Raw genomic sequence first — 20,421 nt, forward strand, 5'->3', positions numbered from 1 at the left:
GTCCGCAGGGATCAGCGCAGGCGCGAGAGGCGCTCGCGTCCGGCCTGTGCAGCTTCGGACTGCGGGTAGGCCTTGGTCAGGTCTTCCAGCGTGCGGCGCGCGGCGCGCGTGTCCTTCAGCTCGATCTGGCAGTTCGCGATCGACAGCACGGCCTCGGGGGCCTTGGCATGGTCGGGCGCGAGCGAGAGCATGGAGCGGAAGTTCGCAATGGCTTCGTTGTAGTTGCGCGTGGCGTACTGCGCATTGCCCAGCCAGAACAACGCCGAGGCGTTGTAGCCGCTTTGCGGATAGCGCTTGACGAATTCGGCGAAGGCAGTTTGCGCCTGCGCGAACTGGCCCGCGCGGAACACGCCGAGGGCGGCTTCGAAATCGGCCTTTTCCTTGGGGTCGGCGTTGAACTCGCGGCCGTCCACGGACACCTTCGACGGCTCGCTCTGCTTGAGCTTGTCGTCTAGGGAGGTCTGGCGCGACTGCATGTCGCTCAGCGTGCGTGTGAGCTGCTCGTTCTGCCCGGTCATGCGGGCCAGGTCGCCGCGCATCTGCTCGATCTGGCTTTGCAGGTCGAGAAGGCTGCGCCGCAGCTGCCCGTTTTCGTCGGTCAGCCGCTGGTCGGTCTGCTGGCGCATGGCCTCGACGCGCTGGCGCAGGTCTAGGATGGCCTTGCGGGCCTCGTCGTCCTCGAACAACGCGGCCTGCGAACCGACCGAGGCGCAAAGCAAGGCCGCAGCCAACGCTGCGCCTCGCAACACAGCGCGATGCATCACCGGCGGTACGTGATTTCGGCGCGGCGGTTTTGCGCCCAGACTTCTTCACCCGAGCCCGTGACGGCCGGCTTTTCCTTGCCGAAGCTCACGGCTTCGATCTGGTTGTCGCTCACACCCAGGAGGGTCAGTGCACGACGCACGGCTTCGGAGCGCTTCTGGCCCAGTGCCAGGTTGTACTCGCGGCCACCGCGTTCGTCGGTGTGGCCTTCGATCGAAATGCGGCGTTGCGGGTTCGCCTTGAGGAAACGCGCATGACCGTCGATGGCCGACTGGAAGTCAGGCTTGACGGTGTAGCTGTCGTAGTCGAAGTAGATGATGCGGGCCACATTGACCGGACCTTGCGCGGTGCCCGCGTTCGGATCGATGGTGACGGGCGCCACGCTGCTCTGGCCACCTTGGCCGGCGCCAGCGCCGGAGCGGTCGGTGACCGGGGTGTCGTTGAGCTTGGTGCCCGACGAGCAACCAGCAATAAGAGCCACGATGGCCAGCGAATAAATTGTGCGTTTCAACATTTCGAACTCCTCAAATAAACCTTGATCATTGCTTTTGAAACGGACCCCAGTCCGGTTCTCTTATGTCTCCCGCCTGTCCTGCCAGCCGGGCTTTTATTTTTCCGTCGAGCGTGGTGGTCATCAGCGCTTCTCGGCCTTGCAGCTGCGTGGCGTAGACGATCAACTTGCTGTTCGGGGCAAAACTCGGACTTTCGTCAGCCGTCGTGTCGGTGATGGCGTTCACTGTGCCGGTGGACAACTCCATTACATGGAGTTTGAAGGCACCGCCCACGCGTGAGATGTAGGCCAACCACCGGCCATCGCCGCTGACAGACGGAGAGATGTTGTAGGTGCCGCTGAAGGTCACCCGGGTCGGGTTGCCGCCGCTGGCGCCCATCTTGTAGATCTGCGGCGCGCCGCCGCGATCGCTCACGAAGTAGATGGTGCTGCCGTCGGCGGAGTAGACCGGCTCGGTGTCGATGCTGGAGCTCTGCGTGAGGCGGCGCGGCTCGCCGCCGCTGGCCGGAATGGTGAAGAGCTGCGAGCCGCCGTCCCGGCTGAGCGTCACCGCCAGCGAATTGCCGTCCGGTGCCCACGCAGGGGCGCTGTTGGAGCCCTTGAAGTTCGCGAGCAGGCGGCGTTGGCCGCTGGCAACGTTGTGCACGTACACGACCGGCTTGCGCGACTCGAACGACACGTACGCCAGCTGCTGGCCGTTGGACGACCAGCAGGGCGAGATGATGGGCTCGGGGCTGGCCAGCGCAGCCTGCGCGTTTTCGCCGTCGGCGTCGGCCACCCACAGCGAGTAGCGGCTGCCACCCTTGGTGACGTAGGCGATGCGGGTCGAGAAGATGCCCTTCTCGCCAGTCAGCTTCTCGTACACGTAGTCGGCGATGCGGTGCGACGCGAGGCGCAGGTCACCTTGCGGCACGGTGTAGCTCTGGCCGCCCAGGTCTTGTCCCTTCACCACGTCCCACAGGCGGAAGCGCACGTCGAAGCGGCCGTCGGCCAGCTTGCTGACGCTGCCCACCACGAGCGAATCGGCCGTGCGCTGGCGCCACAGCGACAGGTCGGGACGCGAGGCCTCGTCCAGCGCCTGGCCCGAAGCGTCGACGCCGCGGAACTGGCCGCTGCGTTCGAGGTCGGCCTGGACGATGTCGGAGATCTTCTGGGGCGAGCTTTCCTGTCCCTTGAACGGAACGAGCGCAATGGGCAATTGCGTGAGCCCAACGCCCGACACCTCGACCCGGAACTGGGCCAGTGCAGGAAGCATGGGGGTGGCTGCAAGGGCCGCTATGAGCGAGCGGCGTGCAAATAACGATGAAGAAGGAGTTGGAATTGGAGTTGGCAACGGCTTGTTCATGCGGTTCGGAGAGGTTTCCGGCGAAAAAGTTTCCTACCGGCGTGACGGGCCACATGTTACACACTGGCCCGCAGTCGCCGTCACAAAACGTGTATCCGGCGACGCGGTCCTACACGGCCGATTCAATGCACCTGCGCCAGCCCGCCGGAAAGGGCCCCCCGTAGAATCCGCCGCCATGCAACCTTCCCCCGGCAGCGAGAACGCGCGCCCCCCCCTGATGCGCCGTCTGGCGCGACTCATGACCTGGTTCGGCGGCTCGCGCCAATGGTGGGCCACCGGCCTGATCGGCGCCCTCATGGCCGCCATCACCGAACCCCTGATGGCCGCCCTGCTCAAGCCGTTGCTTGACCGCGGCTTCAACCGCGGGCAGCTCGCGCTGTGGATCGTGCCGGCCGCCGTCCTGCTGCTGTTCGCGGTGCGCGGCATCGCCCAGTTCATCTCCCAATATGCCCTGTCGCGCATTGCCAATGAAGGCATGCAGCGGTTGCGGCGCGTGCTGTTCGAGCGGCTGATGGGCGCCGAGCTGGCGCTGTTCACGCGCCAGTCGGCCAGTGCGCTGTCGAACACGGTGGTCTACGAGGTGCAGACCGGCGCCATGCTGCTGGTGCAGGCGCTGCTCGGCCTCACGCGCGACGGCTTCACGCTGATCGCCCTGCTCGCCTACCTCGTGTACCTGAACTGGAAGCTCACGCTCATCGTGGCCTTCCTGGTGCCCAGCATCTCCTGGATCATGAAGGTGTTCTCCAAGCGCCTGTACCGCCTCACGCAGCAGGGCCAGCAAGCCACCGACGAACTCGCCTACGTGGTCGAGGAAAACGTGCTGGCGCACCGTGTGGTGCGCCTGCACGGTGCCGAGGCGGCGCAGGGCGAGCGCTTCGAGCAGCTGAGCCAGAGGCTGAACCGCCTGGCCGTGAAGTCGACCATCGCACAGGCCGCCACCACCCCGCTCACGCAGATGATGGCGTCGCTGGCGCTGTCGGTCGTGGTGATGATCGCGCTCTGGCAGAGCGGCGAACAGGGCCTGACGGTGGGCGGCTTCGTCGCCTACATCACGGCCATGCTGATGCTGATCGCGCCCATCCGCCGCCTGGCCGACATGGCCGCCCCCATCACGCGCGGCCTGGCCGCCCTGGAGCGCGGGCTGGTGCTGATCGACGAAGTGGCGCCCGAGTCGCAAGGCAGCTTCTCGCTGGCGCATGCCGACGGCCGCATCGAGCTGCGCAATGTGCAGGTCAGCTACCGCGGCGCCGACGAACAGCGCGCGCTCGACGGCGTGAGCCTCGTCATCGAACCCGGCCAGGTCGTGGCTTTCGTCGGCCCCTCGGGCTCGGGCAAGACCACGCTGGTCAACCTGCTGCCGCGCTTCGTGCAGCCCAGCGGCGGCCAGGTGCTGCTCGACGGGCACGACACCAGCGAATGGTCGCTCAAGAGCCTTCGCGCGCAGTTCGCCATGGTGAGCCAGGACGTGGTGATGCTCAACGAAACGCTCGCTGCCAACGTGGCGCTGGGCTCGCAGATCGACCGCGAGCGCGTGCTGGAATGCATAGCAGCCGCCAACCTGAGTTCGCACGTGCAAGGCCTGCCGCAAGGCATAGACACCGTGCTGGGCCACAACGCCACGCAGCTCTCGGGCGGACAGCGCCAGCGCCTGGCCATTGCGCGCGCGCTCTACAAGAACGCCCCCGTGCTGCTGCTCGACGAGGCCACGTCGGCGCTCGACACCGAATCGGAGCGGCTGGTGCAGGACGCCCTGCAGCGCCTGATGCAGAACCGCACCACGCTGATCGTCGCCCACCGCCTGTCGACCATCCAGCACGCCGACCGCATCATCGTGATGGAGCAAGGCCGCATCGCGGAGCAAGGCAGCCATGAACAGCTGATGGCGCTGGACGGGCTCTACGCGCGTCTGCAGACGCTGGCGGTGCGCAGCGCCAAGCCGGGGCAGGACCCGACCCTCTGAGGCGCGCTGCGCGCCTCAGCGCCCCTTGAGCGCGCGTTGACCGCGCCTTGACCGGGGCTCAAAGCAGCACGATGTCGTACTGCCCCTGCCCGATCGCAGGCTCCGACTGCAGCGAAATCGGCTTGCCGATGAAGTCGCTCAGTCCTGCCAGGTGCTGGCTTTCCTCGTCCAAGAACAGCTCGATCACCTGCGGCGAGGACACGATGCGGAACTCGCGCGGGGTGAACTGCCGCGCCTCGCGCAGGATCTCGCGCATGACGTCGTAGGCCACGCTGCGCGCGGTCTTCACGATGCCCTGGCCGCCGCAGGCCACGCAGGGTTCGCACAGCATGTGCGCCAGCGATTCGCGCGTGCGCTTGCGTGTCATCTCGACCAGCCCGAGCTGCGAGAAGCCGCCCGCGGTGGTCTTCACGCGGTCGCGCGCCAGCTGCTTGCGGAACTCCGCCAGCACCTGCTCGCGGTGGTCGTCGCGGGCCATGTCGATGAAGTCGACGATGATGATGCCGCCCAGGTTGCGCAGCCGCAGCTGCCGCGCAATGGCCTGCGCGGCTTCGAGGTTGGTCTTGAAGATGGTGTCGTCGAAATTGCGCGCACCCACGAAGCCGCCGGTGTTCACGTCGACCGTGGTCAGCGCTTCCGTCTGGTCGACCACGAGGTAGCCGCCCGACTTGAGCTCCACGCGCCGGCCCAGCGCCTTGGCAATTTCCTCGTCGACCGAATACAGGTCGAAGATCGGGCGCTCGCCCTTGTAATGCTGCAGCTTGCCGGCCGCCTTGGGCATGAATTCGAGCCCGAACTTCAGCAGCACCTCGAACTGTTCGCGCGAGTCGATGCGGATGGTCTGCGTGTCTTCGCTGGTCATGTCGCGCAGCACGCGCTGCAGCAGGCTCAGGTCCTGGTGCAGCAGCGACATCGCGGGCATGCGCATCGAGGCGTCGCGGATGCGCGACCAGGTCTTGCGCAGGTAGTCGATGTCTTCGGCCAGCTCGGCGTCGCTGGACTCCTCGCCGTTGGTGCGCAGGATGAAGCCGCCGGTGTTCACCGGCACCACGCCGCCGCTGTCGGCCGCGGCAGCCGCCTCGATCAGCGCGAGCATGCGCTTGCGCAGCGACTCGCGCTGGTCCGGCGGAATCTTCTGCGACACGCCGATGTGGTTGTCCTGCGGAAGGAACACGAGCAGCCGCCCGGCGATGCTGATCTGCGTGGACAGCCGCGCGCCCTTGGTGCCGATGGGGTCCTTGATGACCTGCACCAGCAGCGACTGGCCTTCGAACACCTGCTTCTCGATCGGCACCATCGGGCCGCCGTTGCGGTGGTCGCGCTCCGGTGCGGGCGCGCTGGGGCGCGAGCCCGGCGTGAACGGTGCCACGATGTCGGCCACGTGCAGGAAGGCGGTGCGCTCCAGCCCGATGTCGATGAAGGCCGACTGCATGCCCGGCAGCACGCGCGACACCTTGCCCAGGTAGACGTTGCCGACCAGCCCGCGCTCCAGCGTGCGCTCGACGTGCAGCTCTTGCACCGCGCCGTGCTCGACCAGCGCCACACGGGTCTCCTGCGGGGACCAGTTGATCAGGATGTCTTGCATGGAATTCTTAAGTATTGAAACCGGCGCTTCGAAGCAGCTCTGCGGTCTCGAACATGGGGAGGCCCATGATGCCCGAATAGGACCCGCTGATGTGCTCGATGAACGCGGCCGCCGCGCCCTGGATGGCATAGGCACCGGCCTTGCCCGACGGCTCGCCGCTTTGCGCATAGCGCGCGATCTGCGCGTCGGTGATCTTCGCGAAGCGCACGCGCGAGACGCTGAGCGCCGCGTGGCGGTGCGTGCCGTGCTGCAACGCCACTGCGGTCAGCACGCGATGCGTGGCACCTGAAAGCAGCCGCAGCATGCGCGCCGCGTCCTTCTCGTCCTCGGGCTTGCCGAGGATGGTGCGGCCCAGCGCCACCGTGGTGTCGGCGCAGAGCACCGGCGCCTCGGCCAGGCCCCGGCGGTGCAGGCGCGCCACCGCCGCGTCGAGCTTGAGCGCGGTCACCCGCTGCACATAGGTGGCGGGCGCCTCGTTGGGCAGCACCGCTTCGAGCGACTCGGCGTCTTCGCTGGCATCGGCCAGCAGCAGCTCGTGGCGAATGCCGAGTTGTCCGAGCAATTGGGCCCGGCGCGGGCTCTGCGAGGCGAGGTAGATGAAGGCCGACAAGGTTCAGTTCTCCTGATGCGCCGGCTGGGTGCCGGCGACGGTGCGGTTCCAGACCAGGCCATGCGGCAGGCGATCAGGTCCGAAAAGAAAATGAAGCACGCGGCGCGCGCCGGCAAGCTGGCGCGGGACGAGGCATGCAGCAGCAGCGGGCGCATCAGCAAGGCGTCGCCGCGCGCGGCGGTGCAGACAGCTTCGCCGTGCTCGGCGCGCAGGGCCTGCACTTGCGCATCGCCCAGCCGTCCGGCGCGATGGCTGCCGGGCACCACGCGCAAGGGGCCTGCATCGGCACCGCAATCGTCGAGGTGCACGCGCACGGCGAGCAGCGATTGCAGCACCTCGACGGGCGGCTGCACATAGGGCTCGCCTTCCTTCAGTACGCTCGCCAGGCCGCCGCCCGATGCGGGAATCGAGGTGTCCTGGTGCAACGCGACCAGCCAGTTCCTCCCGGGCGTCTTGTCGAACAGCGTGCACTGCACCGCAACCGAGGAAGCATCGAGCAGGCCCTTGGCGACCAACATTGCCTTCACCTGAACCGCCATGTCGCGGCACTGCAGCTGGGTAAGCAGGTTGCGGCTGCCTGCCGCCTGGCCCAGCCAGCGGTCGAGGGACTGCGCAGTGTCCTTCAGCAGATCGGGGGGCAACAGTGCCGGCAGAAGCGCATGCCCCTTCTCTTCGAGCAACGCAGCCTGCCCGTTGGCGCCCGTCATTCGCGGTGGTAAGGATGACCTGCGTTGACCGACCATGCCCGGTACAGCTGCTCGACCAGCAGCACCCGCGCCATGGCGTGCGGCAGCGTCAGGTCCGACAGGCGGATGCGTTCGTGGGCCGCGGCCTTGAACGCGGGGTCGAGCCCATCGGGCCCGCCAATGACCAGGGCGACATCATCGCCCTCGCCTTGCCAGGTCTGCAGCCGCGTCGCCAGCGCCTTGGTGGTCAGCGCCGTGCCGCGTTCGTCGAGCGCGACGATGCGCATGCCGCGGGCAATGGCGCCTTCGATGCGCTCGCGCTCTGCGGCGTACAGGGTTTCCAGTGTCTTGGAGCCGCGCGGCTCGGTCTTGACGGCGCGCAGCTCGAGCTTGAGCTCGGGCGGGAAGCGCTTGGCGTAGTCGTCCCAGGCGGTCTGCGCCCAATCGGGCATGCGCTGCCCGACGGCGACCACCAGCAGCTTCATGCGCGGCGGGCGGGTGCCTTCTTGGCAGGCGCCTTCTTGGCGGCCGCGGTCTTCGCAGCCGGCTTCGCAGCGGTTTTCTTGGCGGCAGGCTTGCCCACCACCTTGACCGGCACGCGCGCGGTGGTCCCGGTCTTGCGGGCAGGCGCCTTCTTTGCCGCAGTCTTTGCGGCAGTCTTGTATGCGGGCTTGCGGGCCGGTGCCTTCGCGGCCTTGGCTTCCTGCTCGGCTGCGCGGATCGCGGTCTTTGCAGCGCTGGCGCGGCGAAGGCTGGGTTCCTTAACGGCTGGCTTCTTCTTGCCGGTGGGCTCTTCCGGCACCGCCGCGCTGGCCGATGCGGCGGGCTTCGCACCGCCGAGCTTGGCGCGCACCGGCTTGTCGCCCCAGATCTCTTCCAGGTGGTAGTACTGGCGGATGGCGGGCTGCATGATGTGCGCCACGGCGGCGCCGCAGTCCACGATGATCCACTCGCCGTTTTCCTCGCCCTCGATGCGCGGCTTGCCGAAACCGGCTTCGCGCACCGCGTCGCGCACGCTGGCGGCCAGCGCCTTGGTCTGGCGGTTGGAGGTGCCCGACGCCACGATCACGCGCTCGAACAGCGGCGACAGATGTTCTGTGTCGAATACCTGGATGTCCTGCGCCTTGACGTCTTCGAGACCATCGATGATGGCTCGCTGGAGTTTCTGGGTGTCTTTCTTGGCGGCGGCTTCAGTGGTCATCAGGCAGAGCGGTAGAGGTGGTGTTGGTCAATATAGCGTGCAACGGTGGGCGGAACCAGCGAGGAAATGTCCACGCCCAGTGCCGCGCGCCGCCGGATTTCGGTGGCGCTGGTGTCCATGAGTGGCAATTCGAGCGCCTCGAAACGTGCGCCAGCCGGGAGGCCAGGAAGCATTTTCGGATCAAAACGAGCAGTGTCGCCCGTCGATAGTGCGCGATACGCTACAGAAACGATAGCAGTGCGGAGTATATCCTGCCAGCCGTGCCAGGTCGGCAACGCGCTGGCCTGGTCGGCGCCCATGATCAGAACCAGCTGCCCGCCGGGCTGTTCCTGCTGGAGTTCGTGCAGGGTGTCGAGCGTGTAGGTGGGTCCATCGCGCAACACTTCGCGGCTGTCGACGACCACGGTGCCCTTCAGTGCCGAGAACGCCAGCCGCGCCATCGCAAGGCGGTCTTGCTTCGGCGTGAGCGGCCGGCTCTTGTGCCAGGCCTGCCCCGTGGGAATGACGTGCAGTTCGGCCAGGTCGAGCTGGGCCAGTGCGGCTTCGGCCAACGCCACATGGGCGTTGTGCGGAGGGTCGAACGCGCCACCGAAAACGCCGATGCGCGGTGCCTTGCCGGAAGGGCTCACAACCAGTCGCGCCGCACGATGAAGTCGCTGTACAGCGCGGCTTCCGCGCTGCCAGGTTCGGGCTGCTGCTGGTAGGCCCAGCTGGCCAGCGGCGGCATCGACAGAAGAATCGATTCGGTGCGCCCACCCGACTGAAGACCGAAGTGCGTGCCGCGGTCCCACACCAGATTGAACTCGACGTACCGACCGCGACGGTAGAGCTGGAAGTTGCGCTCCCGCTCCGTGTACGCCATGTGGCGCCGGCGCTCGACGACGGGCATGTAGGCCGGCAGGAAACCGTCACCCACCGAGCGGATCATCGCGAAGCCGTTCTCGAAGCCGCCATCGGAGAAATCGTCGAAGAAGATGCCGCCTACACCGCGTTGCTCGCCGCGGTGCTTCAGAAAGAAATACTCGTCACACCACGTCTTGAAGCGCGGGTATTTGTCGTCACCGAAGGGCGCGAGTGCATCGCGGCAGAGGGTGTGGAAATGCACCGCGTCTTCCTCGAAACCGTAGCAGGGCGTGAGATCCATGCCGCCGCCGAACCAGCAGACCGGATCGCCGCCTTCGGGCAGGGCCGCCAGCATGCGCACGTTCATGTGAACGATCGGCACGAAGGGGTTGCGCGGGTGGAACACCAGCGACACACCCATCGCCTCGAAGGGCGCGCCCGACAGCTCGGGCCGGTTCTGCGTGGCGGACGGCGGCAGCCTGGGGCCGCGCACCTGCGAGAACCCGCAGCCCGCGCGCTCAAACAGCTCGCCGCCTTCGAGGATGCAGGTCAGGCCTTGGCCCTGCAGCGGCTCGCCCGGCGCCTTGTGCCAGGCATCGCGAACGCAGGTGCCGCCGTCGGCCTGCTCGACGGCCGCAATGATCGACTGCTGCAGTCCGCGCAGGTAGTCGCCGACAGCCGACGGATCGGTGTGCTGCATCAGGCGCCGGGGGCCGTGCGCGCCTGCAAGGCGCGGAAGCCGATGTCCTTGCGGTACTGCGCACCGTCGAAGTTGACACGCGCCGCAACCTCGTAGACCCGCTGCTGCGCCTGCTTCACGCTGTCGGCCAGCACGGTCACGCAGAGCACGCGGCCGCCGCTGGTCTTGAGTTCGCCGTTGTCCAGCGTGGTGCCGGCATGGAACACCACGGCGTCGGGCGCCTCGGGCGGAATGCCGGTGATGCGGTCGCCCTTGCGCGGCGACAGCGGGTAGCCGTGCGCGGCCATCACCACGCCCAGCGCCACGCGGCGGTCCCACTGCAGTTCGACCTGGTCGAGCGTGCCGTCGGTGGCGTGCCAGAACACTTCGAACAGGTCGGACTTCAGGCGCATCATGATCGGCTGCGTCTCGGGGTCGCCCATGCGGCAGTTGAATTCGAGCGTCTTCGGGTGGCCGGCGGGGTCGATCATCAGGCCGGCGTACAGGAAGCCCGTGTACGGAATGCCGTCCTTTTCCATGCCGCGAATGGTCGGCAGGATGATCTCGCGCATCGCGCGGGCATGCACCTCGGCCGTGACCACGGGCGCGGGCGAATACGCGCCCATGCCGCCGGTGTTGGGGCCTTCGTCGCCATCGAGCAGGCGCTTGTGGTCCTGACTGGTGGCGAGCGCGGTGACGTTCTTGCCGTCGCACAGCACGATGAAGCTGGCTTCCTCGCCCTGCAGGAACTCTTCGATGACGACGCGCGCGCCGCCTTCGTTGTGCGACACGCCGAACTTGTTGTCGACCAGCATGAAGTCGACGGCCTCGTGCGCCTCTTGTGCCGTCATGGCCACCACCACGCCCTTGCCTGCGGCCAGGCCGTCGGCCTTGACCACGATGGGCGCGCCCTTGGCGTCGATGTAGGCGTGCGCAGCCGCGGCGTCGGTGAACGCCTCGTACTCGGCGGTCGGGATCTTGTGGCGCTTCATGAACGCCTTGGAGAACGCCTTGGAGCTTTCGAGCTGCGCGGCCGCCTGGGTCGGGCCGAAGATGCGCAGGCCGTGCGCGCGGAACTCGTCCACCACGCCCGCTGCCAGCGGCGCCTCGGGGCCGACCACGGTCAGCGAAATCTTTTCCTTGATGGCCCACTCGCGCAGCGCGGCGGGCTCGGTGATGTCGATGCAGTCGTAGCGCTCGTCGCTCGCGGTGCCGCCGTTGCCGGGCGCCACGTACACGCGGCTCACCCGGGCAGCCTGCGCCAGGCGCCACGCCAGAGCGTGTTCACGGCCCCCTCCCCCAATTACCAGTACCTTCATTCGCGGGCCTTCATTTCTCGCTGTGATTCAACAAACATTCATTCGCGCACTGCTCGTCGCGCATCACTCGGACAGCGAGGCGTTGTGAAAAACGTCCTGCACGTCGTCCAGGTCCTCGAGCACGTCGAGCAACTTCTGCATTCTTGCGGCGTCCTCGCCGGTCACGTCCACGGTGTTTTCGGCGCGCATGGTGACTTCGGCCGCGTCGGGCTTCAGGCCGGTGGCCTCCAGCGCGTTCTTGACGGCTTCGAAGTCGGCCACGGCGGTGATCACCTCGATGGCGCCGTCGTCGTCGGTGACGACGTCCTCGGCGCCAGCTTCGAGCGCCACTTCCATGACCTTGTCTTCATCGGTGCCGGGGGCGAAGATGATCTGGCCGCAGTGCTTGAACTGAAAGGCCACCGAGCCTTCGGTGCCCATGTTGCCGCCATGCTTGGAGAAGGCGTGGCGCACTTCGGCCACGGTGCGCACGCGGTTGTCGGTCATGGTGTCGACGATGATCGCCGCGCCACCTATGCCATACCCTTCGTAACGAATTTCTTCGTAATTGACGCCTTCGAGATTGCCCGTGGCCTTGTCGATGTTGCGCTTGACGGTGTCGATCGGCAGGTTGACGGCCTTGGCTTTTTCCACCGCCAGCCGCAGCCGGGGGTTGGCGCTCAGGTCAGCGCCACCGGCACGGGCGGCCACCGTGATCTCGCGGATGGCACGGGTCCAGAGCTTGCCGCGCTTCTCGTCCTGGCGGCCCTTCCGGTGCTGAATATTTGCCCATTTGCTGTGTCCGGCCATGGCTTTCTATCTCGCTGTCTTGTGTTTTCAAAGCAAGCTGCGAGTTTACTGTCCGGCGCACACAGCGCCCGGCGGCCCGCGGATTTCGGGCCGGGGCTTTTGGTGATAATCGTTCGATGACGCCATCGCCTTCCGTTGAGCAGGGAAATCCCGCCCCCCTGCCGCCCCACGCTCCCTTGCCGCTGTACTACAAGACCGAGGCGGAGCATCAGGCGTTCCTGTTGCGCATCTTCGACAGCACCGCCGCGGACTACGACCGCATCGAGAGCGTGCTGGCCTTCGGCACCGGCCCCTCGTACCGCCGCGCGGCGCTGCGCCAGGCCGGCCTCGCCGCGGGCGCCGAGGTGCTCGACGTGGGCATCGGCACCGGGCTCGTCGCCCGCGAGGCGCTCAAGCTCATCGGCTCCACCGGCCACCTCGTGGGCGTGGACCCCAGCCCCGGGATGATGGGCCAGGTCAAGCTGCCCGGCGTCGAGCTGGTGCGCGGCGTGGCCGAGGCCCTGCCCCGGCCGGACGCCAGCTGCGACTTCGTGAGCATGGGCTACGCCATGCGCCACATCAGCGACGTGGCCGCGGCCTTCAGCGAATTCCACCGCGTGCTGCGTCCGGGCGGACGCGTGGCGGTGCTCGAGATCACCAAGCCCGAAGGCCGCGTCGCAACGGCGCTGCTCAAGGGCTACATGCGTGCCGTGGTGCCGCTGATCGCCCGCATGGTGGGCCGCCAGCGCAACACCTCGGAACTGTGGCGCTATTACTGGGACACGATCGAGGCCTGCATTCCGCCCGGACGGGTGATGCAGGCGCTGGCCGCCGCGGGCTTTCGCGACGTGCAGCGACATGCCAGCCTCGGCGTCTTCTCCGCCTATACCGCCGTCAAACCAGAACACACCGGCGAGGCCAGTTGACAGTGCGAGCTCAGGACGACACCTCTTCCCATCTGCGCGTCGAGCGCCTTTCGTTGCCGGACAGCCTGGCGCTGGCAACCCGCGGCAAGGCGCCCTTCGCGGCGCTCGGCTACGGAACGCCGCACGGCGTGGCATGGATGCCGACCGTCAACGCGCGCGTGCTGTCGCCGCAAGGTGCGATGGCCGACGTGTGGCACGTGAGCGGCCCGCACATCGAGTCGGGCACCACCGGCATCGCACGCTGGCGCAGCGACGGCCACTGGCTGCTCGGCGCCATCGATCTCGACGAGGCCACCGAACAACAGGGCCTGGCCGAGCTCGCGCACCGCGCCTACCGGGACCTGTTCAAGACGCTCGACCAGGCCGGCGCGCCGCACCTGCAGCGCATCTGGAACTACCTGCCCCAGATCAACGCCGACGGCGGCGGGCTGGAACGCTACCGCCAGTTCAACCAGGGCCGCCAGGAAGCATTCCTCGAGGCCGGCCGTGCCGCCTTCGAAGGCGCACCCGCCGCCTGTGCGCTGGGCATCCATCAGGGCGCCCTGTCGATCCGCTTCCTGGCCGGCCAGCAGGCACCGCTGCCGGTCGAGAACCCCCGGCAGGTCTCGGCCTACCGCTACCCCGAAACCTACGGCCCGCGCTCGCCCACGTTCTCGCGCGCGGCGCTGTCGGACATCGGCGACGGCCACATCGCGCTGTTCATCTCGGGCACGGCGAGCATCGTCGGCCACGAAACCGTGCACCACGGCGACGTGCTGGAGCAGACGCGCGAAACGCTGCGCAACCTGCAGGCGGTGGTAGCCGCCGCCAACGCGCGCGGCACGGCGAAGTTCTCGCTCGCCGAACTCGACTGCGTGGTCTACGTGCGCCATCCGTCGGACACCGAGGCGGTGCGCGGCATTCTCGAAGGCACGCTCGGCGCGGACGCGCCGATGGCGCGCCATGCGGTGTACCTCGAAGCGGACATCTGCCGCAGCGACCTGCTGGTCGAGATCGAGGCCCACACCGTTGCGGCCGGGCAACTGCGTGCCTGACCGGCCTTTGTCCGACCGCTCGCCGTCCGATTGCCTGATTCAATGATTCGCGTGTTGCGATTCCTCACCTCCATTCCGCTCGCGTTGATGCTCTACGCGCTGCTGCTGTTCCTGGGCCTGATCTCGCTGGCCTGGAACGTGGTGGCCATGCTGATCTACCCGGTGATGCCCGCTGCGCCGGCACGCGTGCTCGGCCGCACGACGATCGCCTTCGCCTACCGGATGTTCTGGTGGCTGGCCTCGGCGACCGGCATGATGCGCATCGACGCGGCGTGCCTGGACCCGATGCGCAAGGAGCCCGGCGTGATCTTCGTGGCCAACCACCCGACCATGCTCGACGCGATGCTGCTGGTGGCGCGCCTGCCCCGCAGCGCCTGCATCATGAAGGCCGACCTGATGGGCAACATCTTCTTGGGCGCGGGCGCCCGGCTGGCACGCTACATCAGCAACAAGTCGGCCCGCACGATGGTGCGCCTGGCGGTGAACGACCTGCGCAACGGCGGGCAGTTGGTGATCTTCCCCGAGGCCACGCGCACCGTGACGCCGCCGCTGAACCCCTTTCGTGCCGGCACCACGCTGATCGCCAAGCTGGCGCAGGCGCCCATTCAAACGGTGTTCATCGACACCGACTCGCCTTACCTCGGCAAGGGCTGGCCGCTGTGGCGCGTGCCGCCGCTGCCGATCGTTTTCACGCTGCGGCTGGGCAAGCGATTTGCGCCAACGCAGGACAGCGACGTGCTGCAGGCCGAGCTGGAACACTACTTTCGCCAAAACCTGGAACAGCGCGCCACCGACGCGTCCCCCGAATGCCAGACGCCTCGCGCACCCACCTTGTCCTGATTCCCAGCTACAACACGGGCGAACGCCTGTTCTCGACCGTTGCCGCGGCGCGCGCGCAATGGAGCCCCGTGTGGGTGGTGATCGATGGCAGCGACGACGGCACGGGCGAGCGGCTGCAGCAGATGGCCGCCAGCGACCCGGGCTTGCGCGTGTGGCTGCTGCCGCAAAACCAGGGCAAGGGCTCGGCGGTGCTGCACGGGCTACGCGCCGCGCAGGACGCGGGCTTCACGCATGCGCTGACGATGGACTCCGACGGGCAGCACCCGGCCGACCTGATCCCCGCGTTCATGAAGGCCTCGCTGGCCCGCCCCGAGACGATGGTGCTGGGCCGCCCGGTGTTCGACGCCAGCGCGCCGCTGCTGCGCGTGCGCGGGCGGCGTGTGTCGAACGGATGGACGCAGCTGGAGACCCTGTTCGCCGGCGTCGGCGATTCGCTCTACGGCTTTCGCGTGTATCCGGTGCCGGACCTGATCGCCGTCATGGCGCGCCAGCCCTGGATGCGGCGCTTCGACTTCGACACCGAAGCGGTCGTGCGGCTGGCCTGGCGCGGTGTGAAGCCGGTGAACATCGATGCGCCGGTGAAGTACCTGACGGCGGAGGAAGGCGGCGTGTCGCACTTTCGCTATGGGCGGGACAACGTGCTGCTGACCTGGATGCATGCGCGGCTGATGGTCGAATTCGTCCTGCGGCTGCCTGGGTTGGTGGTTCGCAAGCTCGCCAAAAAGGCGCCGTTCCAGGATTGACGTTCACCGGGCCGCCGAGGCCGCCGGCCTACAACGCCACGGCCGCCCCACCCAACGCCTTGTAAAGCGTCATCGTCGCATTGAGCTGGTTCAACCGGTTCAACGCCAGCGACACCTGCGCCGTACGCCGCCGATCCTTCGCATCGAGCACCGGCTGCAACGCCGTCGCCCCCGCGCGGTAGCGCACCTCGGACAACCGCTCCGCACGCTGCGCCTCCTGCAACGCCAGCGCGAGCTTCTCGCTCTCGTCGCGCAACTGCGTGCGCGACGACAACGCGTTCTCCACCTCCGACAGCGCCGTGTACAGCGACTGCCTGAAGCCCACCACCGCCTCTTCGTACTGCGTTTGCGACACGCCCACGCTCAGCCGCGCGGTGTTCCATTGCAGGAAAGGCAACGCCAGCCCGGCGCCCAGCGTGGCCACGGGGTTCTTCAGCAGGTCCCCCAGCGCGGCACTCGACGTGCCCAGCGACCCTGTCAGGCTCAGCGCGGGGTAGAAGCCGGTGCGCGTGGCATCGACGTTCGCCAGCGCCGCACGCAGCCGCTGTTCGGCCGCACGAAGGTCGGGCCGCCGGCCCAGCAGGTTCGCCGGCACACCGGCGTCGATGACGGGCAGTGCAATGTCCGGCAGCTGCGGCGGCTCGACGGCCAACGGCTGCGGCGGCTGGTCGAACAGAATGGCCAGCGCGTTGCGCGCCTCCACGCGCTGCTGCAACAGCTGGGTGTGCGCGGCCTCCTGCGTTGCCAGGTTCTGCCCGGCCTGCGCCACGTCCAGCCCCGACACCGCGCCTGCCGCGTATTTCACGCGCACCAGCGCCAGGATGCGGCGGCCGTCTTCGATGCCCGCTTCGCTCAACGCGATGCGCTGGTTGAGGTAGCCGGTCTGCCAGTAGAGCCCCGCCGTGGTGCCGACCAGTGCCAGCGCCGTGGCCTGCCGGTCGGACTCGGTGGCCTTCAGCGCCCAGTCGGCGGCGCTGCGCTGCGCGGCAAGTCGCCCCCACAGGTCGAGCTCGTAGCTCAAGGTGGCCTGAACGCTCGATGCGGCCACGCTCGCACCGCCGCGCTTCAGGTCATAGGCGCGGCTCGTGCCGGCTTGCGCCACCACGCCGGGCGTGAGGTTCGTGTTCGCAAGGCCCGCCTGCAGCTGCGCGCGCTGCACGCGAATGCCTGCGGCGGCCAGGTCGTTGCTGGTGCGCAGCGCGCTGTCGATCAGGCCGACGAGCTGCGGGTCGTTGAACGCCGTCCACCAGCTGGCCGACAACATGGCGGCGGCACTGCCCGCGCCGTTTGACTGCAGCCAGGCCTGCGGAACTTCCAGCGGCGGCTGCGCGCGCTGCTCGGGTTGGAACAGCGTGCACCCGCCGAGCACCAGCACGGCGGCGGCCACCGCGGACAGGAGGCGCGCGCTACTCACGCGCCAGCGCCTCGATCGGGTCCAGCCGCGCGGCATTTCGCGCCGGCAGGTAGCCGAACAACACGCCGATCAGCGACGCGCACAGAAAGGCCGACACCACCGCACCCAGCGAAAAGATCATTTGCCATTGCTTGACGAAAATCGAGAACAGAAAACTGATGCCGTACGACAGCGACACGCCGATCAGCCCGCCCACCAGGCACACCAGCACGGCCTCGGTCAGGAACTGCTGCAGCACGTCGCTCTGGCGCGCACCCACGGCCATGCGAATGCCGATCTCGCGGGTGCGCTCGGTCACCGACACCAGCATGATGTTCATCACGCCGATGCCGCCCACCACCAGCGAGATCACGGCAATCAGCGACAGCAGCAGCGTGAGCGACTGGCTCGTGCGCTCGGCGGTCTTCACGATGCTGTCCATGTTGAAGGTGAAGAAGTCCTTGGCGCCGTGGCGCAGCGTCAGCAGCTTGACGATGCTGTCTTCCGCCGCCTTGGTCGGCTGGTCGTCGCGGATGCGCACGGTGATGTTGTCGAAGTGCTGCTGGCCGAACAGCCGGCTCGCGCCGGTGCTGTAGGGCAGCCAGATGTTGAGCGACTTGTTCTCGCCGAACACCGTCTTCTTCTCCTGCGACACGCCGATCACCGTGCACGGCAGGTTGCCCACCAGGATGATTTTTCCGACCGCATCGCCCCCGTCGGGAAAGAGCTTGCGCCGCGTGTTCTGGTCGATCACCACCACCTGCGACTGGTGGCGCACGTCGCTGGCGGTGAAGGCGGCGCCGTCGGCCATCTGCATGTCGCGCACGCGGAAGAAGCTGTCGCTCACGCCGTTCACCGTGCCGTTGATGTCCACGCTGCGGTAGCGCAGGCGCAGGCTGCGCGAGGTCGCGGGCGTCACGCTGTGCACATAGGGCTGCGCCGCAATCGCATCGAGGTCGGCCGGTGTCAGCGTGCGGATGCTCTGCGCCTTGTCGTCACCGAAGTCGCGGCCCGGGTACACGTCCAGCGTGTTGGTGCCGATGGCCCGGATGTCCGACAGCACGAAGCGCTTGGCACCCTCCCCGATGGCCACGATCGACACCACCGAGGTGATGCCGATGACGATGCCCAGCATGGTGAGTGCCGTGCGCATGCGGTGCGCCATCATCGAGCGCCAGGCCATGCGGAAGGCCTCGGCGAAGCGGGCCCAGCCGGTGCTGAAGCGCGCGATGCCCAGCCTGGGCCGGGTCATCGCTTCGCGCACGGAGGCGTCGGCCTGCACGTCTTGCGCGGGCGCCGCCACCGTTGGCACATTGGGCCGGTCGCCCACGATCACGCCGTCCGAGATCTCGATGATGCGTTCGGTGCAGCTCGCCACCTGCATGTCGTGGGTCACGATGATGATCGTGTGGCCCTGCGCATGCAGCTCGCGCAGGATGCCGATCACCTCCTGCCCGCTCTTGCGGTCGAGCGCGCCGGTGGGCTCGTCGGCCAGGATCACCTCGCCGCCGTTCATCAGTGCGCGCGCAATGCTCACGCGCTGCTGCTGGCCACCCGAGAGCTGGCTGGGCCGGTGCTCGGTGCGGTCTGCCAGGCCCAACCGGGCGAGCAGCTGGCGCGCCCGCGTGTCGCGCGCCTGGGTGTCGGTGCCGGCGTACACGGCCGGCACCTCGACGTTGCCGGCGGCCGTCAGGTGCTGCATCAGGTGGTAGCGCTGGAAGATGAAGCCGAAGTGCTCGCGCCGCAGTTCGGCCAGTGCGTCGCTGTCGAGCGTGCCCACGTCCTGGCCCGACACGGTGTAGGTGCCCGTGCTCGGCCGGTCGAGGCAGCCGAGGATGTTCATCAGCGTCGACTTGCCCGAGCCCGAGGCGCCGACGATGGCCAGCATCTCGCCGTGACCGATGTCGAGGTCGACGTCCTTCAGCACCTGCACCTCCTGCTCGCCCGAGGGAAAGCTGCGGCCAATGCCGCGCAGGGTGAGCAGCGGCGCCTTCGCCTGCGTCATGGGCGCTTGCCCCGGCCGCCGTCGCCGCCGTCCACCAGCGCAGAGGGGTCGCCCGTGATGACGTTGTCGCCCTCCTTCAGCCCTTCGAGCACCTGCGCCTGGAAGTTGTTGCTGATGCCCACGCGCACCTGGCGCTTTTCCACGCTCTGGTCGGCCTTGAGCACGCGCACTTCCTGGCGGCCGTCCTTGTCGCGTGCGCCCAGCGCCGTGAGCGGCACGGTCAGCGCCTGTTTCGCCTCGCCCAGCAGGATGGCGACCTGCGCCGTCATGTCCACGCGCAGGGTGCGATCGGGGTTGGGCACGTCGAACAGCGCATTGAAGAACACCGCATTGTTGATCTTCTCGGGCGAGGGCTGCACCGCGCGCAGCGTGCCGTGGTAACGCTTGTCGGGGTCGCCCAGGATGGTGAAGTACACCGGCTGGCCGGGCTTCACGCGCACCACGTCGGCCTCGGACACCTGCGCCTTCACGGTCATGGTCGACAGGTCGGCCAGCTTCATGAGCGTGGGCACCTGGAAGGCGGCCACCACGGTCTGGCCTTCGAGCGTGCTGATGGACACCACGTCGCCGTCGATGGGCGCGACGATGCGCGTGTACGACAGGTTGGTCTGCGCCGAGGCCACGGCCAGCTTCTGCTGGCGGATCTGCGCCTCGAGCGACACGGCATCGGCACGCAGCGCGCGCAGCTCGGCGTCGGCGCTTTCCATGTCCTGCCTGGCGGCCGCATCCTGCGCGAGCATGTCCTGCTGCCGGGTCCAGGTGAGCTGCGCCTGCCGCACGCGCACTTCCTTCGCGAGCTTCTGCGCCTGCAGGTTCTCCAGCTTGGCCTGCTCCTGCGCGAGGGTGTTCTGCGAGATGACCGGGTCGATCTCGGCGAGCCAGTCGCCCTTCTTCACCGTCTGCCCCAGCACCACTTTCAGCGACTTGAGCTGGCCGCTGACTTGCGCGCCCACCTCCACCTGCTTGAGCGCCTGCAGCACGCCGGTGGCGAGCACCGCGTTTTCAAGGTCGGTGCGCGCCACGGTGGCGGTGAGGTATTCGGTCTTCTTGGGCGGGCTGAGCCAGAAAAGGGACAGCAGGCCCAGGACCACCACGGCGAGGATGCCGTAGACGAGCTTGCGCGAGCGCCGCTTGGGGGTGTTTTGCATGCAATGAGGATGAAGTGGGACGCCGCTGGCGCGCACGGCGTGCGGCAGCGGCTTCATCCTAGC

Annotated in this window: 19 protein-coding genes and 1 pseudogene; 5 read left to right on the plus strand and 15 right to left on the minus strand. The window is 67.9% G+C overall.

Annotation, left to right across the window (positions count from 1 at the left end; translation table 11 throughout):
* Window positions 1-11: 11 nt before the first annotated feature.
* Genes ybgF through tolB form a run of 3 tightly spaced genes read right to left on the minus strand, consistent with a single transcriptional unit; the run spans window position 12 to window position 2,528 of the window.
* Window positions 12-761, minus strand: coding sequence for a tol-pal system protein YbgF (gene ybgF, locus AC1DJH_RS07075; protein WP_435438426.1), 750 nt, complete (start codon window positions 759-761; stop codon window positions 12-14).
* On the minus strand, window positions 761-1,276 hold the full coding sequence (gene pal / locus AC1DJH_RS07080; protein ID WP_478185219.1) for a peptidoglycan-associated lipoprotein Pal: 516 nt from the start codon (window positions 1,274-1,276) through the stop codon (window positions 761-763). The genes ybgF and pal overlap by 1 nt, the downstream gene beginning before the upstream one ends.
* A gap of 25 nt (window positions 1,277-1,301) precedes the next feature.
* Window positions 1,302-2,528, minus strand: a complete 1,227-nt coding sequence (gene tolB / locus AC1DJH_RS07085) for a Tol-Pal system beta propeller repeat protein TolB (protein WP_435438272.1) — start codon at window positions 2,526-2,528, stop codon at window positions 1,302-1,304.
* Window positions 2,529-2,793: 265 nt separating this feature from the next.
* Here tolB and msbA point away from each other — a divergent pair, with 265 nt between their 5' ends.
* A complete protein-coding gene (gene msbA / locus AC1DJH_RS07090) occupies window positions 2,794-4,578 on the plus strand; it encodes a lipid A export permease/ATP-binding protein MsbA (RefSeq protein WP_435438271.1) in 1,785 nt (594 codons plus the stop codon).
* Between the two features lie 58 nt (window positions 4,579-4,636).
* Here the strand turns inward: msbA and rng are convergent, their stop codons facing one another.
* From rng to AC1DJH_RS07135, 9 genes and pseudogenes are all read right to left on the minus strand, one after another.
* Window positions 4,637-6,163 carry a ribonuclease G gene (rng, locus tag AC1DJH_RS07095; protein ID WP_435483789.1) on the minus strand — a complete coding sequence of 509 codons (1,527 nt, stop codon included), beginning with the start codon at window positions 6,161-6,163 and terminating at the stop codon, window positions 4,637-4,639.
* Between the two features lie 7 nt (window positions 6,164-6,170).
* Window positions 6,171-6,773, minus strand: coding sequence for a Maf family protein (locus tag AC1DJH_RS07100; RefSeq protein ID WP_478185220.1), 603 nt, complete (start codon window positions 6,771-6,773; stop codon window positions 6,171-6,173).
* A gap of 182 nt (window positions 6,774-6,955) precedes the next feature.
* A pseudogene (locus AC1DJH_RS07105) lies at window positions 6,956-7,516 on the minus strand (phytanoyl-CoA dioxygenase family protein); the annotation flags it as partial.
* The gene (gene rlmH, locus AC1DJH_RS07110; RefSeq protein WP_435438267.1) at window positions 7,477-7,944 is read right to left on the minus strand and encodes a 23S rRNA (pseudouridine(1915)-N(3))-methyltransferase RlmH; all 468 of its coding nucleotides are present in this window, start codon (window positions 7,942-7,944) and stop codon (window positions 7,477-7,479) included. The pseudogene AC1DJH_RS07105 and the gene rlmH, both read right to left, overlap by 40 nt.
* Window positions 7,941-8,660 carry a ribosome silencing factor gene (gene rsfS / locus AC1DJH_RS07115; RefSeq protein ID WP_472111637.1) on the minus strand — a complete coding sequence of 240 codons (720 nt, stop codon included), beginning with the start codon at window positions 8,658-8,660 and terminating at the stop codon, window positions 7,941-7,943. The genes rlmH and rsfS overlap by 4 nt, the downstream gene beginning before the upstream one ends.
* On the minus strand, window positions 8,660-9,289 hold the full coding sequence (gene nadD, locus AC1DJH_RS07120; protein WP_478185221.1) for a nicotinate (nicotinamide) nucleotide adenylyltransferase: 630 nt from the start codon (window positions 9,287-9,289) through the stop codon (window positions 8,660-8,662). The genes rsfS and nadD overlap by 1 nt, the downstream gene beginning before the upstream one ends.
* On the minus strand, window positions 9,286-10,203 hold the full coding sequence (gene hemF / locus AC1DJH_RS07125) for an oxygen-dependent coproporphyrinogen oxidase (RefSeq protein WP_478185222.1): 918 nt from the start codon (window positions 10,201-10,203) through the stop codon (window positions 9,286-9,288). The genes nadD and hemF overlap by 4 nt, the downstream gene beginning before the upstream one ends.
* Window positions 10,203-11,501, minus strand: a complete 1,299-nt coding sequence (gene purD, locus AC1DJH_RS07130) for a phosphoribosylamine--glycine ligase (protein ID WP_435483795.1) — start codon at window positions 11,499-11,501, stop codon at window positions 10,203-10,205. The genes hemF and purD overlap by 1 nt, the downstream gene beginning before the upstream one ends.
* A 63-nt stretch (window positions 11,502-11,564) precedes the next feature.
* Window positions 11,565-12,290, minus strand: a complete 726-nt coding sequence (locus AC1DJH_RS07135; RefSeq protein WP_478185223.1) for a YebC/PmpR family DNA-binding transcriptional regulator — start codon at window positions 12,288-12,290, stop codon at window positions 11,565-11,567.
* Window positions 12,291-12,406: 116 nt separating this feature from the next.
* Between AC1DJH_RS07135 and AC1DJH_RS07140 the strand changes: the two genes are divergently transcribed.
* The 4 genes from AC1DJH_RS07140 to AC1DJH_RS07155 are packed head-to-tail and all read left to right on the plus strand — an operon-like array spanning window position 12,407 to window position 15,812.
* Window positions 12,407-13,195: a class I SAM-dependent methyltransferase gene (locus AC1DJH_RS07140; RefSeq protein WP_478185224.1), complete on the plus strand. Its 789-nt coding sequence runs from the start codon at window positions 12,407-12,409 to the stop codon at window positions 13,193-13,195.
* A 2-nt stretch (window positions 13,196-13,197) separates the two neighbouring features.
* A complete protein-coding gene (locus tag AC1DJH_RS07145; RefSeq protein WP_478185487.1) occupies window positions 13,198-14,229 on the plus strand; it encodes a chorismate transformation FkbO/Hyg5 family protein in 1,032 nt (343 codons plus the stop codon).
* A gap of 42 nt (window positions 14,230-14,271) precedes the next feature.
* Window positions 14,272-15,069 (plus strand): lysophospholipid acyltransferase family protein, encoded by a 798-nt coding sequence (locus AC1DJH_RS07150; protein ID WP_478185225.1) that lies wholly within the window; start codon window positions 14,272-14,274, stop codon window positions 15,067-15,069.
* The gene (locus AC1DJH_RS07155; protein WP_435438258.1) at window positions 15,036-15,812 is read left to right on the plus strand and encodes a glycosyltransferase family 2 protein; all 777 of its coding nucleotides are present in this window, start codon (window positions 15,036-15,038) and stop codon (window positions 15,810-15,812) included. The genes AC1DJH_RS07150 and AC1DJH_RS07155 overlap by 34 nt, the downstream gene beginning before the upstream one ends.
* A gap of 28 nt (window positions 15,813-15,840) precedes the next feature.
* On the opposite strand, the gene AC1DJH_RS07160 is transcribed toward AC1DJH_RS07155, so the two are convergent.
* The 3 genes from AC1DJH_RS07160 to macA are packed head-to-tail and all read right to left on the minus strand — an operon-like array spanning window position 15,841 to window position 20,358.
* The gene (locus AC1DJH_RS07160; RefSeq protein ID WP_478185226.1) at window positions 15,841-17,226 is read right to left on the minus strand and encodes an efflux transporter outer membrane subunit; all 1,386 of its coding nucleotides are present in this window, start codon (window positions 17,224-17,226) and stop codon (window positions 15,841-15,843) included.
* Window positions 17,219-19,210, minus strand: coding sequence for a macrolide ABC transporter ATP-binding protein/permease MacB (macB, locus tag AC1DJH_RS07165; RefSeq protein WP_472111625.1), 1,992 nt, complete (start codon window positions 19,208-19,210; stop codon window positions 17,219-17,221). The genes AC1DJH_RS07160 and macB overlap by 8 nt, the downstream gene beginning before the upstream one ends.
* Window positions 19,207-20,358 carry a macrolide transporter subunit MacA gene (macA, locus tag AC1DJH_RS07170; protein ID WP_478185227.1) on the minus strand — a complete coding sequence of 384 codons (1,152 nt, stop codon included), beginning with the start codon at window positions 20,356-20,358 and terminating at the stop codon, window positions 19,207-19,209. The genes macB and macA overlap by 4 nt, the downstream gene beginning before the upstream one ends.
* Window positions 20,359-20,421: the final 63 nt, after the last annotated feature.

This window comes from Variovorax sp. 10N412, assembly GCF_056394985.1.